This is a genomic window from Streptococcus sp. 9903, assembly GCF_013276625.1.
GTDB lineage: Bacteria > Bacillota > Bacilli > Lactobacillales > Streptococcaceae > Streptococcus.
In genome coordinates this window covers 82636-98740 of record NZ_VMLI01000032.1, presented here as the reverse complement: position 1 = coordinate 98740, position 16105 = coordinate 82636, and the positions used below count along the sequence as shown (strand labels likewise).

Annotated in this window: 13 protein-coding genes and 1 tRNA gene; 2 read left to right on the top strand and 12 right to left on the bottom strand. The window is 40.7% G+C overall.

All coding sequences use genetic code 11. From position 1 onward, the window contains the following. The 7 genes from HT696_RS10165 to HT696_RS10135 all read right to left on the bottom strand — a co-directional run. A partial coding sequence (locus HT696_RS10165; protein WP_173249606.1) for a restriction endonuclease subunit S occupies positions 1–520 on the bottom strand: 520 nt, incomplete at its 3' end. Between the two features lie 12 nt (positions 521–532). Continuing rightward, positions 533–2026, bottom strand: a complete 1494-nt coding sequence (locus tag HT696_RS10160; RefSeq protein ID WP_173217543.1) for a class I SAM-dependent DNA methyltransferase — start codon at positions 2024–2026, stop codon at positions 533–535. Positions 2027–2381: 355 nt separating this feature from the next. Beyond that, on the bottom strand, positions 2382–3551 hold the full coding sequence (locus HT696_RS10155; RefSeq protein WP_173282945.1) for an ATP-grasp domain-containing protein: 1170 nt from the start codon (positions 3549–3551) through the stop codon (positions 2382–2384). A 12-nt stretch (positions 3552–3563) separates the two neighbouring features. Then, positions 3564–4304 carry an esterase family protein gene (locus HT696_RS10150; RefSeq protein ID WP_173282944.1) on the bottom strand — a complete coding sequence of 247 codons (741 nt, stop codon included), beginning with the start codon at positions 4302–4304 and terminating at the stop codon, positions 3564–3566. 20 nt (positions 4305–4324) lie between these two features. Then, on the bottom strand, positions 4325–5149 hold the full coding sequence (locus HT696_RS10145) for an alpha/beta hydrolase (protein WP_173282943.1): 825 nt from the start codon (positions 5147–5149) through the stop codon (positions 4325–4327). A 135-nt stretch (positions 5150–5284) separates the two neighbouring features. Further along, positions 5285–6499 carry a tRNA uracil 4-sulfurtransferase ThiI gene (gene thiI / locus HT696_RS10140; protein ID WP_173282942.1) on the bottom strand — a complete coding sequence of 405 codons (1215 nt, stop codon included), beginning with the start codon at positions 6497–6499 and terminating at the stop codon, positions 5285–5287. 8 nt (positions 6500–6507) lie between these two features. Next, positions 6508–7650, bottom strand: a complete 1143-nt coding sequence (locus tag HT696_RS10135) for a cysteine desulfurase family protein (RefSeq protein ID WP_173282941.1) — start codon at positions 7648–7650, stop codon at positions 6508–6510. Between the two features lie 138 nt (positions 7651–7788). Here HT696_RS10135 and HT696_RS10130 point away from each other — a divergent pair, with 138 nt between their 5' ends. Next, positions 7789–8217 (top strand): DUF6556 family protein, encoded by a 429-nt coding sequence (locus HT696_RS10130; protein WP_173282940.1) that lies wholly within the window; start codon positions 7789–7791, stop codon positions 8215–8217. 44 nt (positions 8218–8261) lie between these two features. On the opposite strand, the gene HT696_RS10125 is transcribed toward HT696_RS10130, so the two are convergent. The 4 genes from HT696_RS10125 to HT696_RS10110 all read right to left on the bottom strand — a co-directional run bounded on the left by HT696_RS10125 (position 8262) and on the right by HT696_RS10110 (position 14251). After that, on the bottom strand, positions 8262–10565 hold the full coding sequence (locus HT696_RS10125; protein ID WP_345789498.1) for a DNA translocase FtsK: 2304 nt from the start codon (positions 10563–10565) through the stop codon (positions 8262–8264). Between the two features lie 88 nt (positions 10566–10653). Then, positions 10654–12606 (bottom strand): fructose-specific PTS transporter subunit EIIC, encoded by a 1953-nt coding sequence (locus HT696_RS10120; RefSeq protein WP_173282939.1) that lies wholly within the window; start codon positions 12604–12606, stop codon positions 10654–10656. Continuing rightward, positions 12603–13514 carry a 1-phosphofructokinase gene (gene pfkB, locus HT696_RS10115; protein ID WP_173282938.1) on the bottom strand — a complete coding sequence of 304 codons (912 nt, stop codon included), beginning with the start codon at positions 13512–13514 and terminating at the stop codon, positions 12603–12605. The genes HT696_RS10120 and pfkB overlap by 4 nt, the downstream gene beginning before the upstream one ends. Then, positions 13511–14251, bottom strand: coding sequence for a DeoR family transcriptional regulator (locus HT696_RS10110; protein WP_173282937.1), 741 nt, complete (start codon positions 14249–14251; stop codon positions 13511–13513). Before HT696_RS10110 ends, pfkB begins: the two co-directional genes overlap by 4 nt. 161 nt (positions 14252–14412) lie before the next feature. On the opposite strand from HT696_RS10110, the gene HT696_RS10105 reads away from it, so the two are divergent. Continuing rightward, positions 14413–14500 (top strand) — tRNA-Ser (locus tag HT696_RS10105). Between the two features lie 78 nt (positions 14501–14578). On the opposite strand, the gene HT696_RS10100 is transcribed toward HT696_RS10105, so the two are convergent. After that, complete coding sequence (locus HT696_RS10100; protein ID WP_173282936.1) at positions 14579–15913, bottom strand: Nramp family divalent metal transporter; 1335 nt, start codon at positions 15911–15913, stop codon at positions 14579–14581. Positions 15914–16105 lie beyond the last annotated feature (192 nt).

Sequence of the window (16105 nt, the reverse complement as noted above, 5' to 3'; positions counted from 1 at the left end):
ATCGGGATTTGACGAGCAAGTTTAGTTCATCTAACTGCAATTTTCTTTTAGTAATAAGCCTTTTAATCGTATTAAGAATACAGATAATGTTCTCTTGTTCCTCGATACCTAGCAATTCTAATTGTAAATCAAGTAATATATTCTTGTTTAAATGAGGAATTGTTGCCCCTGTTGAATGATCTCGTAAATACTGCGATTTACTTTCCAAAAAGACTCCCAAGTAATCTGATATAATTTTTTCTTTGTATCGCTCATTCTTTTTTAAGACCGTAATTGTACTACCAACAGCTCCCGATAACCCATAACCAACTGTTCCTGCATTAGCACCATCCCATGCTATCAGAATATCATCTGGGAGTGCTTCAGTCATATTTAAACTTTCAGTGAATTTTAAATTATTATTATTTCTTAAATCATCTATTTGAATATAACGTTGGCTTAGAGTTGTTTGTTCAGCAAGTACAGTGGCTTTCTTTCCTTTTTTTAGAGATAAGATTTCCCCCAACTTCACTTTTTTCATACAGCCACCTCCCTACTTGAGTAATTTTTCTAATTCAGCCAAGCCAGCTTGAATTTCTTTTTCTAAATCATTGATTTTCTTTAAGATGACCTCTGTTGGTTCATACTCAACTTTTTCATACTCAATCTCTTTATATTTATTGATAGACAAATCATAATCATTTTCCTTTATCTCATCAACTGTAACAAAGAAAGATTGATCCGTTCTCTGACGTTCTGCTTCTTTTTCAAGATGATGAAAGCGTTCGATAATATCTGGAATATCATTGTCGCTAATCGGTTGTCGCTTATCATCCAAACTTAAACCATCCGCTTTCATATCGTAAAACCAGACCTTGTCAGTACCACCATTGCCAGTTTTTGTAAAGATGAGAATGGCAGTTGAAACTCCAGCATAAGGCTTGAAAACACCACTAGGCATTGAGATTACAGCATCAAGCTTATGGTTCTCTACAATTTCCTGACGAATTCCTTTATGAGCTTTAGACGAACCAAAAAGAACACCATCAGGTACGATAACTGCTGCTCGTCCACCTGGTTTTAAAGTTCGCAAGAAAAGAGAAAGAAAGAGTAATTCTGTTTTTTTGGTTTTTACGGTTGCAAGAAGGTCATTAGAGGTTGAATTGTAGTCAAGTGAGCCCTTAAAAGGAGGATTTGCTAAAACCAAGGTATATTTATCGGCTTCTTCATTATCTTGAGACAGCGAGTCCAGGTAACTGATTTGTGGATTTTCTACTCCATGTAGCATCATGTTCATCGCCCCAAGTCTCAACATAGTCGTATCCGTATCATTTCCATGAAACATCTGATTATGAAAATGATTGATATTATCTGTATTGGTTTCCCATTCATATTTCTTACGCTTTAAGTAACGGCTAGCAGATACTAAGAAGCCAGCAGAACCCATAGCGGGATCTGAGATGATATCTTTGATGGTCGGTTGCATCAATTCAACCATCATATCGATGATGTGACGAGGTGTACGAAACTGTCCATTTTTACCTGCGGTCGACAATTTTGATAACAGATATTCATAGTTATCCCCGATATCAGTAATACTTTGTTTGTCATTATCAAAATCTACATCTAATCCCCTAGTTGGAAATGCATCTAAGATAGAAATTGCCTTTTGAAGCGTAGCAGGTTTATTTATTTGAAAAATAGCTTCTCGCATATATCGTGAAAAGGCTGTATCATCTGTATCCCCCTTGAGATTTTTAATAAACGGAAAAATCTCCTGAGTCATTAAACGATAAACTTCCTGAGCATCTCCTATATTTTTAAAAGTTGACCAACGGTATTCAGGTTTATCTTTTGGAAAAACTCCCTCATAAGGAATCCCTAAAAATTCAGCATCACTTTCACGTCCAAGCTCGACACTATCCAAATCTTTCATAAATAAGAGATAAGTCAACTGTTCAATATTTGTTAAAGGATTTGCATTTCCTTCTGTCCAAAGAATTTCCCACAACTGATCGATTTTATTTTTTAATTCGCCTGTAATCATATCTTCCCTTTTCTTTAGTTTTTAAAACTTAGTAATATCATTATTTTATCAGATTTCAAACAAAGCTTCAATTAACTATATCTATGCGTCACCTGAATATTTTAATAGACTTGTTTAGTATCTTGAAAACTATATCGTATAGGTGTCGTCATGGATCCTTTTAGCTGATTTACGGATACGAAAACACAATACTATGACTAAATTGAAATGTTAAAATTCAATTTCTGACCACCTAATCCTGCTTCAAATAGTTATCGAACAAGTTTTATGATAGCTACCTTGTTAGGATGCTCTTATTTTTTATCAGACAAAACAAAAGGATTAAGGGAGTGAATTTCCTTAATCCGATAGTCTCTTAAGCCTGACGCTGACCAAAGTCCTTAATCATCTGCTCCATTTCTTGTCGACTCGGAGTTGTCAGCATATAAAGGTAATCTCCTTGAAGTTCTGCGAAGGCAGCTGGCATGATTTTTTTAACCTTGAACTGCTGACTGTATTTGGCAAGCAAATCCTCTTCTGAATAAACATAGTGGGCATTTGCACGGCGAGAAGTAGCCAAACAATACTGCGGTTCAAACTCTGACACTGGTAACTCTTCTCCCGCGACAATAGCCGCATAGCCACGATAGAGGTCCAAGGAATGAGCAAAATTATAAACATCAATTGTAAAACCACCTGCAGGACGGTTATTGTACTCAATGGCGATGTAATCATCCCCTTCACGGAAGAACTCAATATGGAAGAACCGTTCTTTCATGCCAAATTCCTTGACAATTGCCTCACCATATTTACGTAATTTAGGATCCATATCCTTGAGAACGTAATAAGAATTGTCCATCTTGTAAATCATGAGATCAAGCGGTGTATAGGCGTAGTCAAAGGTTGTTGAAAAGACAATCTTTCCATCCTTATCCACTAGACCATCAAAGGTGCAAATTTCGCTGGAAGTGACAAATTTCTCAAAGAAATAAACAGTTGAATGATCCCACCACTCAGACTTGAAGTGATTGATATCGTCTTCTGTCTCAAGTTTAAAGGTTGCGGCTGCTCCCACTCCATTGTCAGGTTTGGCAATCATTGGAAGGCCGATTTCATTCACAGCTTGATCCACATCTGCTTCCGTCTTGATAACAGCTCCAGGTACCACGGGTACGCCTGCTTTTTTGAAGAGTTTCTTCATTTCAGACTTAAATTTCGTCTTTTTGAGATCCTCTGGTTTGGCACCAAAAACATTGAATTGCTCACGAAGACTTGCATCTAACTCAAGCCAGTATTCATTATGAGACTCGATGCGATCAATTGGACCATGTTTATAAAATAGAAAAGCAACTGCTCGTTTGACTTCATCTATATTTTCAAGATTGTCCACACGGAAATATTCGGTTAGGCTATTGCGTAAAGGCTCATCCAATTGCTCGTATGGTTCCTGACCAATTCCCAAGACGGTTATGCCTTTATTAGCTAGTTCAATTGTAAACTGTTGAAAGTTTTGTGGATAGTAGGGAGAAATAACAAGGTAATTCATAGATAACTCCTTTTATAAATAGAGATTTCCAAGGAAATAAGGCATTTGTTTGCGCCACCATTCCCAGTCGTGGGCGACATCGTGTCCCCATTCAGCAAACCAGGCTGGAATTTGTTTCTGATCAAAGGCTTCTTTAAGCTTGTAGAAGGATGGCAAGCCATCTTGTTCCCAGGCACCGAGACCCGTACAAAGCACAATCTCTGCCTGACGGTAACGGTCAATAAACCAGCCGTCGTTTTGGTTCCAGATATAATCTACTGGCGAGTTTTGGTAAATAGCATCGTCATTGTAGTAATCACCAACAAAGAAACGTGCGTCGTAAACACCACTAAGAGCTATCACCTTGGTAAAGACATCTGGATGCTGAAGGAAGAAATTGACTGCATGATAGGCTCCCATAGAGCAACCTGTCGTCATCATTCCATCAAACCAACCTGTCTTGTGCTTGATAAAAGGAATGGCCTCCTCAATCACATAGCGCTCGTAGGCACGATGCATCTCTGCTTGGTCGTGCCCATTTTTCCAAGTGGCCAACCAGCTCTCACTATCTACACTGGATAGGGTAAAGAACTGAACACGGCCTTCCTCGATAAAGGAAGCACAAGCCTCAATCATGCCAAAATCATAGTATTCGTTGTGACTACCACCTGATGAAGCAAAGACCACAACTGGAATCCCAGCATGTCCATAACGATTAAGGTACATTTCACGGTTAAGATTGCCACTCCAGTGGCTAAGATGTTCAATATGCATTGGCTTTCTCCTTTTCTAACTTACCATTTCTCTGCAAAAAATCTCAGACAGTCTGGTAAATTCTCCGACCAAGGGATTTCACTATGGATGGCACCAGACTGAACTTTCAAAACAAGATTATCTAAGTGTACTCCACCTGCTATCAAATCATGGTAATACCGAAGAGACGAATCAATATAGGCTTGTTTGATATTGCCAGCCATCAAGGTCTTGTCTGTATCATCCGCTTCTTCCGTTCCCACATAGATGAAGATGCGCTGGTCAGGCGATAGTTGCTGACGCTCGATATAGCGGTTAAAGGCTTCTTGGTGGAGCCAGTTGGCAGATGAAAAGACGCCCAAGCAACCAATTTGGTCGTGGTATTCCAAACCGATAAACTGGGTAATATTCCCTCCTAGTGAAGACCCAATCATAGCCGTATGCTGGCGATCAGCTTTGGTACGGTAGGTCTCATCTATAAATGGCTTGACCACCTCCATAACAAACTCGGCATACTCCACACCCTTACCACCAAACTGCTGCCCTGGGATAGGAGATTCTTGGAACTTCCATGCCGCATACTCATTCATCCGCCCCATACCATCATTGTCAATGGCAACGACAATCATGCGACTGATATCGGGATTTCGTTTGATGGCTGGGATAATCTTCCATGAGTGACCAATAAAGGATTCTTTACTATAAAAGACATTTTGCCCATCATGAAAGTAAACCACAGGATAGGAACGGTCCGTGTCTTTCTCATAATCTTTAGGTAGAAGAACACGTACACGGCGTTCCTTACCTGTATAAGGAACCTTGAGTTTGTGTTCTTTCATTTTTAAATAAAAGTAGGATTGATTCATTGTCAGAAAACTCTCTATATTCAAAATTTTATCTCATTATACCATAAAAATAGAAAAAAAGTTAGTTTTGCTTCCATTTTTGGATTAAAAACTAACTTTTTCATTTATTTATCTAAATTCTTTTGGATTTTCTGATTAGAGGAGATTGTCAATCAAGTCATCTACTTCATCTTTTTCAGTTTGAGGTGTAATCTCAGTAATCATAATCCCTGCCACTGCTCGCTCAACTAAGCCCTTAACATCCATCCGTTTTTCATACTGCTCTGCATTCTTAATCTTAGGATTGGTCTTTGGACGATCTGGCGCAAAAATGGTACAACAGTCTTCAAAAGGCTGGATAGAAATTTCAAAGGTGTCAATTTCCTGAGCAATGTCAATGATTTCCAACTTATCCATTGTCACAACTGGACGGATGATAGGAGTGTTGGTAACAGCATTAATAGCCTGCATGCTTTCGAGGGTTTGGCTTGCTACTTGACCAAGACTTTCCCCATTGATGATAACCAAACCATTTCGTACCTCACGAATACGGTCCGTAATACGCATCATAAAACGACGCGTCAAGGTCATGAGGTAGGCTTCTGGCGCTTTAGCCTTGATTTCCTCTTGAATCTCTGTAAAAGAAACTTCGATAAACTGGATATTTCCTCCAAACTTGGTTAATTTACGGGTCAAATCTTGGGCTTTTTTAAGGGCACCAGGACTAGTATAAGGTGGGCTGGCAAAGTGAATAGCCTCAATATCCACCCCACGCTTAAGAGCAAGATAACCTGCTACAGGTGAGTCAATCCCTCCTGACAACATAAGCATCCCTTTACCTGAAGTTCCAACTGGCAAACCACCAGCCCCACGAATAGTTTCATAAGAAAGGTAGGCTGCCTCTTCTCTAATCTCCACCTGAAGATTGATGTCAGGACTTTTCATTTGAGCTTGCACATTTGTAATAGCTTCGAAAACAGCTCCTCCAAGGGTTTGGTTGAGTTCACGACTATCCAACTCAAAGTTGTGATCGCTACGTTTACTAGAGATTTTAAAGGTCATGCCTTCCTTGTAGATGTCCTGCATAATCTCTTGGACAGAAGACTTCAGAACTTCTACAGATTTTTCAACCTTATAAACAGGGGAAAAGTTTTGAATCCCAAATACTTGTTTGAGTGATTCTGCTACTGCTGTGTAATCTGCTCCATTGAGGTAAGCGTGGGCACGATCGCGATCTGCCGTTACCTTAACTTGGGGATAGATAGACAAAACGTCTGAAATATTATTGCGAAGTTTATTGATGAAACGCATACGGTTTTTACCCTTGGTTGACAGCTCACCGTAGCGAATCATAATTTCTGAATACTGCATGAATGCTCCTATCTTACTTTTCTAGTTTGATTGTAAATCAATTTTAACTTGGTCAAAAACTGCTCGACCTGACTCATATCATTTTCAAGGTCTAGACTAAGACGCACAGCTGACTGGGCCTTATCCTTGTCCACTCCCATGGCAATCAAGGTACCTGCAGGTTTCCCTGCCTTGGACGAACAAGCAGAGGTCGTTGAGATGAAAATATCATAGTCTTCAAAGGCGTGAACGATGACTTCACCACGAACACCCTTGATTCCAAAAGTCAGGATATGAGGGGCAAAGTCTTCCTCATCTGAAAAGACAAAAATATCTGGATAGTCCAGAAGTGCTTGGCGAATCACTGCCTTCATCTGTCCAGTCTTGCTTGTAAAGAAATCTAGCTTCTCCATAGACAAACGGAGGGCCTTGGCTGTCGCTGCAATCCCTGCCACATTTTCAGTTGTCGAACGGTAATCACGCTCCTGACCACCACCAGTCAACAGTGGCGTAATTTTCTTACCAGACTTGATATAGACAAAACCAACACCACGAACTCCGTGGAACTTGTGACCAGAGAAAGTCGCGAAATCCACTCGTTCTGTCAGATACTTTTCAGTTGGAATCTTAGCAAGTGCCTGAACCGCATCAACGTGGAAGGAAATAGTCGGCTTATCTGCCAATAGTTTTGAAATAGCCTCAATGGGCTGAACAGAGCCAATTTCATTGTTTACTGCCATGATAGAGATGAGGGTCGTATCAGGTCTTATCAAAGCTCCTAGAGCCTCAACATCCACAAATCCTTTCTCATTAACTGGAGCAAAATCCACTTCAAAACCTTGAGATTTCAACCAAAGAGCTGATTCCTTGACTGCTGGATGTTCAATGGCTGATACGATGATGTGCTTGCCAAATTGAGCTTTTTCAAAGGCCACACCCTTGATAACCCAGTTATCACCTTCTGTTCCACCAGAAGTAAAGAAGATTTCCTCACTTTTCTTACCGATTAAATCTGCAATCTGTTGACGGGAAGCAGATAAAATTCGTGTTGCCTGGTCTCCCAAACGATGGAGACTAGATGGATTTCCTAAAATTTTTGAAGCGACCTGCATATAGGTTTCAAGGGATTCAGGATAGGGCCTGGTCGTCGCCGAATTATCAAAGTAAATCATATTTTCTCACGCTTTCTAAAATCACTCCTTCTATTGTATCATGAAACGGAGCTTGCGACAAGAAAGGGCAATTCCTCTTTTTTTAAGATTTTTTTAAAGAATTGCGGTATAATAAATTTTAATCAAAGGAGAGAATGTATGTCTAATTATCGTAGAACTTCAAAACCAAAAACAGAACACATCAAAAAAGGCTTTACGGTCTTTCAAAAAACCGTTGCTACTATCGCTAGTATCCTCGGCTTAATTACCGCAAGTATCACTATCATGAATGCCTTGGATAATAATAAAAATACTAAAAAAGAAAACACAACAACACAGACGACAACCATTGTCAAAGAAATTCAAAAAGAATCCCCTCAGGAAAATACTAGTCCCAATAAAGAAAACAACACTTCTCAAGAAAAAACACAACAAGAGGAAACACCAAAATCTAGCGTCAAGGAAGAGAAGAAAGAAGAGCAAAAAACAGCAACTCAGGACTCTACTACACCTGCTACAAGTAAATCTGCCACTGAAAATGAAAAACAGACCAATACTCCAACTTCAGAAAATAAAACTAATCAATAATCACTAAAATAGCCTCCTTCCAAACTTGGAAAGAAGCTATTTTTTTATTGTTGCAATACTTTTCTTGGCTTGGTCCCCTCAGCTGGACCAATGACACCTGCCATCTCAAGCTCTTCCATAAGGCGAGTCGCACGGTTAAATCCAACTGACAAACGACGCTGAATCATAGATGCGCTGGCTTTCTGAGTTTCGATTACCAAAGACTTGGCTTCTTCAAAGAGCGGATCACCACCAGATTCACCATCTGAAAATTCTCCATCATTTTCAGAAACCTCACCTGGATCAAAACTCTCATCGTAGTCTGCATCCGCCTGAGCCTTGATGAAGTTTACGATGCGTTCAACATCATCATCCGAGATAAAGGATCCTTGCAGACGAACTGGATGATTTTCATCGATTGGTTTAAAGAGCATATCTCCACGTCCAAGCAGTTTCTCAGCTCCATTTTCATCCAAGATGGTGCGCGAGTCTATACCTGATGATACCGCAAAAGCCACTCGAGATGGGACATTGGCCTTGATCAGACCAGAGATGACATCAACGGATGGACGCTGGGTTGCAAGAATCATGTGGATGCCGGCAGCACGCGCCTTCTGTCCAAGACGAATGATGGCATCTTCCACTTCCTTGCTAGCCACCATCATGAGATCAGCCAACTCATCCACAATCACGACAATGAGCGGTAGCGGAACCTGCTTATACTCAGACTGGGCATTGAACTCTTCTACCTTGGCATTAAAACCTGCAATATTCCGAACTCCCACCTTGGCAAAGAGTTCATAACGATTTTCCATTTCATCCACAACTTTTTGCAGAGCCTTGCTAGCCTTACGTGGATTGGTCACAACTGGAATCAAGAGGTGGGGAATATCATTGTAAACAGACAACTCAACCATCTTAGGGTCCACCATCATAAACTTGACCTGGTCTGGTCTCGCCTTCATGAGAATGCTAGCGATAATACCGTTAACTGCTACCGACTTCCCTGAACCCGTTGAACCTGCGACTAGCAAGTGGGGCATTTTAGAAAGGTCAAAAGCTCTTGCAGTGCCATTGACAGCCTTTCCTAGAGGAATTTCCAAGAGATTTTCTGCTTTCGTTTGAGATTGTTCCCATAGTTCGCGGAAAGATACAGTGGCAATCTCAGAGTTAGGTACTTCAATTCCGACTAAGGATTTCCCTGGGATAGGTGCTTCAATCCGGACATCTTTGGCCGCCAAGGCTAGAGCGAGGTCATCTGCTAGATTGGAAATGCGGTTGACCCTTACACCCACTGCTGGCTTGACTTCATACTTGGTCACTGACGGCCCAATTTCAGCCCGTTCAACCGTTACCTTAATACCAAAACTAGCAAAAGTTTCTTCTAGGATTCTGATGTTTTCACGAACGATTTTCTTTTCTTTAGACTGGTCTTTAGGTTTATCAGGGGCAAAGAGTTGTAAGCTTGGAAGTTTGTATTCGAGGGCTTCCTTTGCTGAAAAATCGACCTGAACATCTTCATCATCAGAGCCATCTTCCTGTTCAGGGAATTCAAGTTCAGGTTGAGGCAGGATGATTTCTGGTTCCACCCAGTCTTCTTCTGGAACAGGTGGAACGTCAAGCACAACATCATCAGTCAGAATTTCACCCGTTTCCATATCAACAGGAGGCAAATCGAGTAAGGCTTTTTCGGTCTCTTCTTGTTCTAATCTAGTCTCTTCCTCAGCCTTTTGGCGAGCTTTTTCTTCTTGTTTGACAAAGCGTTCCTCTTTTCGACGCTCATGCCCTTCTCGCCATTTGGCAAATCCTCTACTGAAGAATTCAGCAATATCATAAACAGACCAAGGACTGATTAGGAGAGCGCCTGCTAAAATCAAGATTGAACCAATAAAGTAGGTGCCGATATTTGAAAAGAGAAAGGCGGTTGGCATATAGAGACCAACTCCAATCAAGCCCCCTCCAGCAAAACTGGTTGTTCGAAAACCAGTCAAATCCGTCACAATCTGAGCCATGGTCCCTTTCAAGACCGACTTGTCCAAACCATATTTCCAAACTAAGTAGGCCTCAAAAATCAAGAGTAAACCTGTAAATATGGTGAAAAAGCCAGATAAGAGTCCTTCCTGTTTTCGTATCCACTTGAAAAAGAAGAGGTAGAGCAGGGTGCCAAATATTGCCAGATAAGCTAGGCTACCTACTAGCAAGCGAATTAGATTGTAAAGGGTTATACCTGCAGCCCCTAATTTAAAGGCTGCTAAAATCAATAAAAGGGCGATTCCCAACGAAATCAACATTCGTTGAATCGCTTCTTTTCTTTCGAGTTCTGCTTTAGACGGTCTCCGTCTTGTTTTACTTGTATTCTTGTTTGCCATTCTTCTATTATACCATATTTCACAGGCATTTCGGAAAGAGAAAAAGACTGCACCAAACGGTACAATCTTTTCATTTTATATCTAATTTTTATGCTTGTGGTTTGCGTAGGTAACCATAAACTACACCACTTACGATTGCTCCTACCAAGACAGAAACGAGGTAAAGGAGAGCATTTGAAGTAAGGGCAATAACGAAGATTCCTCCGTGTGGCGCCATGAGTTTGATACCAGTAAGACCAACGAGACCTCCTGCTACTGCTGAACCAAGGATAAAGCTTGGGATCGCACGAGCTGGGTCAGCTGCACCAAACGGAATCGCTCCCTCAGTGATAAATGACAAGCCCATGATGATGTTTGTCAAACCAGAGTTGCGTTCTTCCTTAGTAAATTTATCTTTGAAAAGAAGAGTTGCGACAAAGATGGCAAGTGGTGGCACCATTCCTCCAGCCATAACTGCTGCCATAGCTACAGAACCACCTGAAGAAACAGTTGCTGCAAGCGTACCTGTACCAAATACATAAGCCGCTTTGTTAACTGGTCCACCCATGTCAACAGCCATCATTCCTCCAAGAACGATACCGAGAAGGACAGCTGAACCGCCTCCAAGACCGCCAAGGAAATCATTCATAGCAGTGTTGATTGCTGCCATTGGGATGTTAACAGCTAGCATGACAAATCCAGTCAAGATTGTTCCAAGAAGTGGCAAGAGATGGATTGATTTAGCACCTTCAAGTGAACGAGGAACTTTAACGTATTTCTTGATAGCAAGAACCAAAGCACCTGCGATAAATCCACCAACAAGGGCACCTAGGAAACCAGATGAGACACCTGCAAGAGTTGAAGTTGCTTCACCACCTGCGGCATAAGGAATTTTACCAAAGGCAAAACCTTCTTTGGCAATAGCACCAGCCACGAAACCTGCTACCAAGCCTGGTTTTTCAGCGATAGAGTAAGCAACATAACCTGCAAAGACTGGAAGCATCAAACCAAAGGCAGCTCCACCAATTTTCATGAACATAGAAGCTAGTTCATGGTAGGAACCAAGATTACCAAGGTTTTCATTTGGAACACCCAAAGCACCATCAATCAAGAAGGCAAGGGCAATCATGATACCACCACCAATAACGAATGGCAACATTTGCGATACACCACTCATTAAGTGTTTGTAGAAGGCACCACCAAGGCTTTGTTTTTCGTTAGAGGCTGTTGCAGCTTTTGCACCGTTTGTAGCACGGTAAATTTCAGCATCCCCAGAAAGAGCCAAGTTAATTAACTCTTCTGTCTTACGGATACCGTCAGCAACTGGACGATTGATCAATGGTTTGCCATCGAAACGATCCATTTCAACAGCCTTGTCTGCTGCGATGATAACAGCTTTAGCCTTACGAATGTCTTCCGCAGTTAGTTGGTTACCAACACCGCTAGCACCGTTGGTTTCGACCTTGATTCCAACACCCATTTCAGCAGCCACTTTTTGAAGGGCTTCTTGAGCCATGTAAGTGTGGGCAATACCTGTTGTACAAGCTGTAACAGCTACGATAAAGTCACCAGAGTTATTGGCAGGTACTTGAACAGGCTCTTCAGTTTTTTCTGAAGCTTTGTCAAAAAGTTCGATAACTTGGTCAGCTGATGTTGCTTGGCGAAGTTTATCAGCAAAACCGTCTTTCATCAAGTATTGAGACAATTCTGCCAAGGCTGCCAAGTGAGTATCATTGGCGCCTTCTGGAGCTGCAATCATGAAGAAGAGGTCAGTTGCTTGTCCATCCAAGCTCTCATAATCAACACCCTTGTTTGACTTAGCAAAGAGAACAGTCGCTTCTTTGACAGCAGCGTTTTTGCTGTGAGGCATTGCAATTCCATCACCCAAACCAGTTGAAGTGAGAGCTTCACGCGCCAAAATTCCTTCTTTAAATGTTTCAAAATCTGTTACATAACCGTGATCTGTCAAACTTTTAATCATCTCGTCAATGACAGCTGTTTTTTCAGTCGCCTGCAAATCGAGCAACATGACATCTTTTCTCAATAGGTCTTGAATTTTCATCGTTTTTCTACCTCAACTTTTTCATATGTTTCTTTAATAAATTCTGCTGTTGCCAAGTCATCTGAGAATGTCGTTGCTGTTCCGCAAGCCACTCCCCATTTGAAGGCTTCTACTGCGTCTTTTGATTTGACAAATTCACCTGTAAATCCAGCGACCATAGAATCACCAGCCCCAACTGAATTTTTCACTGTTCCCTTGATCGGTTTAGCAAAGTAAGCTCCCTCAGATGTGACAAGAAGGGCACCATCACCAGCCATAGAGATAATAACATTTTGAGCACCTTTAGCCAGTAACTCACGAGCATAGTTCTCGATTTCATCTAAATTTTCGAGTTTCACTCCAAAGATAGCTCCAAGTTCATGATTGTTTGGTTTGACCAAAAGTGGCTGATAGTCCAAACTATCAATCAAGGTCTGTCCTTCAAAGTCACAAACGACTTGCGCACCTGTCTGACGTGTCAAGGCAATCAAATCCTTATAGATAACATTGCCTAGATTTTTAGCACTTGAACCCGCAAATACAACCGTGTCTTCTGCAGTCAAACTAGACAAAATAGCTTTCAATTCTTCTAACTGGGCTGGTTCCACATTTGGACCCGTTCCGTTGATTTCTGTCTCTTGGTCTGCTTTGATTTTAACATTGATACGAGTATCTTCTGCCACTTGGACAAAACGTGTCTCGATTGCTTCATCAGCCAAAGTATCTGTGATAAATTTACCAGTAAAACCTCCGATAAATCCAGTCGCTGTATTTGGAATATCCAAGCGTTTCAAGACACGACTGACATTGATTCCTTTCCCACCAGCAAACTTATCATCACTATCCATTCGATTGACACTACCGACTTGGACTTGGTCCAAACGAACGATATAGTCAATGGATGGATTGAGTGTGACTGTATAAATCATATTTCTATTACCTCCGTTTTCTCCTTAATAGCCTGCAAGAGCTCATGCCCTTGACTTGTGATAACAACAGCTCGTTTGAGTGGAGCTACCTTGGCAAAGCAAGTTTGTCCAATCTTAGACGAATCCACCAAGACATAGGTCTGTTTGGCATTCTCTAAAATAGCACGCTTCACAGCTCCCTCCTCCATATCAGGAGTCGTATAATAGCCATCGTCCACACCATTCATCCCGATAAAGGCACGGTCAAAGTGCAATTGGTTAATCTGGTTAAGAGCAACTCCCCCGATACTAGCATCTGTCGCCATCTTGACACTTCCTCCAACCATGACAGTTGGAATCTGCTTTTCAACCAACTGAGCAGCATGGTGAATCGAGTTGGTCACAACTGTAACATTCTTATTGACCAATTCATGAATCAAAAAAGCAGTTGTTGTTCCAGCATCGATAAAGATGACATCTTGTTCCTTGATGAGAGAGGCTGCTTTCTGAGCAAGTAGCTTTTTCTCTTGAAGGTTTTTGACAGATTTTTCTTGAATGGTTTCTTCTTCCTGCAAGGAATGGGGCAATTCTGCTCCACCATGCACGCGACGAAGCTTGTTTTCCGCTTCCAACTCATCCAAGTCTCTTCGAACCGTTGATTCTGACGTTTCTAGCAAACTAACTAATTTTTCTAGAGAAACTACATGATGTTGATTTAACTCCTCTAAAATCAGCTGCTTCCGCTCTGTTTTTAACACTGAATCACCTCCTGTTATCGTTTACACTATTCATTCTATCATACTTTCTTTCAAAGTCAAGCATTTTTTATCATTTTCTTTCAAATTCTATCATTTTTCTTATTTCCAGAATTTTTATTGCAAGATAAGAGCCTTTATGGTAGACTATTTGAGTAAGTATTGGAAGATTACTCAAGAGGCTTAAGAGGCCGTGTTGGAAACGCGGTAGGCGTGTAACAGCGTGCGTGGGTTCGAATCCCATGTCTTCCGTTTATTTTAAAAAAGATACCCAAGAAATCTTGGGTATCTTTTTTCTTATATGCTTGTTTTATAACTCGGGTGAATTTCTTAGAAAATATCAAATAACAATTTCACATTGAGAATTGTTAAGATAATGGAAACAATATAACCAAGGATGGTATTCCATTTGGCATTGGTAAATTCTCCCATCAGTGATTTCTTAGAAGTTAGATAAATCAGTGGGAAGATTGAAAATGGAAGAGCAATCGAAAGAAAGACTTGTGAATAAACCAATAACTGATCCAATGTTTTTTCCTGATGACCAAACAGAACCGCTACAATCATGACAGGCAACAAAGCAAAGAGACGAGTTGCCAAACGAATGAACCATTGAGGTAATCTCATATGCAAGAAACCTTCCATAACGATTTGTCCAGTCAAGGTACCCGTAATTGTCGAATTTTGACCACTGGCTAATAAAGCCAAGGCAAACAAGGTTGATAAGGTCGAGCTAGCTATAGCTCCTGCAATAGTAGAATCCTGCAAGGCATTATACATTTGAGAGAAGGCAGAAATCTCAGATGCATGGCCGAAAAAGAGAGCCGCCCCGAGAATTAATAGAAGGGAGTTAACCACAAAGGCCAAGGATAATTGGAGATTTGAATCCCAGGTCATAAAGCGCACGGCTTTTCGAACATCATTCTTGTCCTTGTGATTGATTTTCCGAGTTTGTGACAAGGAAGAATGCAAATAGAGGTTATGGGGCATAACCGTTGCTCCCACGATCCCTAGTGCCAAGGTTAATTGACTTTTATGCCCTGGCAAGGGACTTTCAAATAAGGTTGCATTCGGTAGATAACCCTCAACGATTCCTTGGAAGCTTGGATGTGACAAAGCTACCAGATAGGTAAAAATTGCTAGAATGGTTAAAATCAGTGTTGTCACAATAGCTTCAATCTTCTTAAAGCCAAATTTCATCAGAAGCAATAAGAGAAAAACATCCAACACGGTCAAGAGAATTGCTATCATAATCGGAATCTTAAAGAGAAGATTGAGAGCAATCGCTGAACCTAGAACTTCTGCCAGATCTGTCGCCATCAAGGCTAATTCTAAAATCACCCATAGACTATAACGAAGCCATTTAGGTGAATGATGAGCCGTTGCTTGAGCCAGGTCCATCTGGGTTACAATACCAAGCTTTCCTGCCATCTGCTGAAGTTGCATGGCAATGAGAGATGAAATCAAGATAACAAACAAGAGACTATACTTATAGGAAGCACCACCGACTACACTGGTAATCCAGTTTCCTGGATCCATATAACCAACTGCGACAAGAGCACCCGGACCTAAAAAGGCATTTAAATTTTGCCAGAAATGATTGTTATTTGGAGTATCGATAGATTGATTAATCTCAGAGAGTGACACTTTTTTATGAGAAGACATAGATACTTACCTCTTTCTAAACCTACTTTTTCATTATTTTCTATTAGAGAAAAATAAGATTGACTTTAAACTATTAAAACAATGAAAACTATATGAAAAACATTTAGTTTTTTCATTATTTTTCTTAAGGCACCTTAATTATAACAGAAAATATGATAAAAACTTAAGAAAATTCAGGACTTGATTTAATAT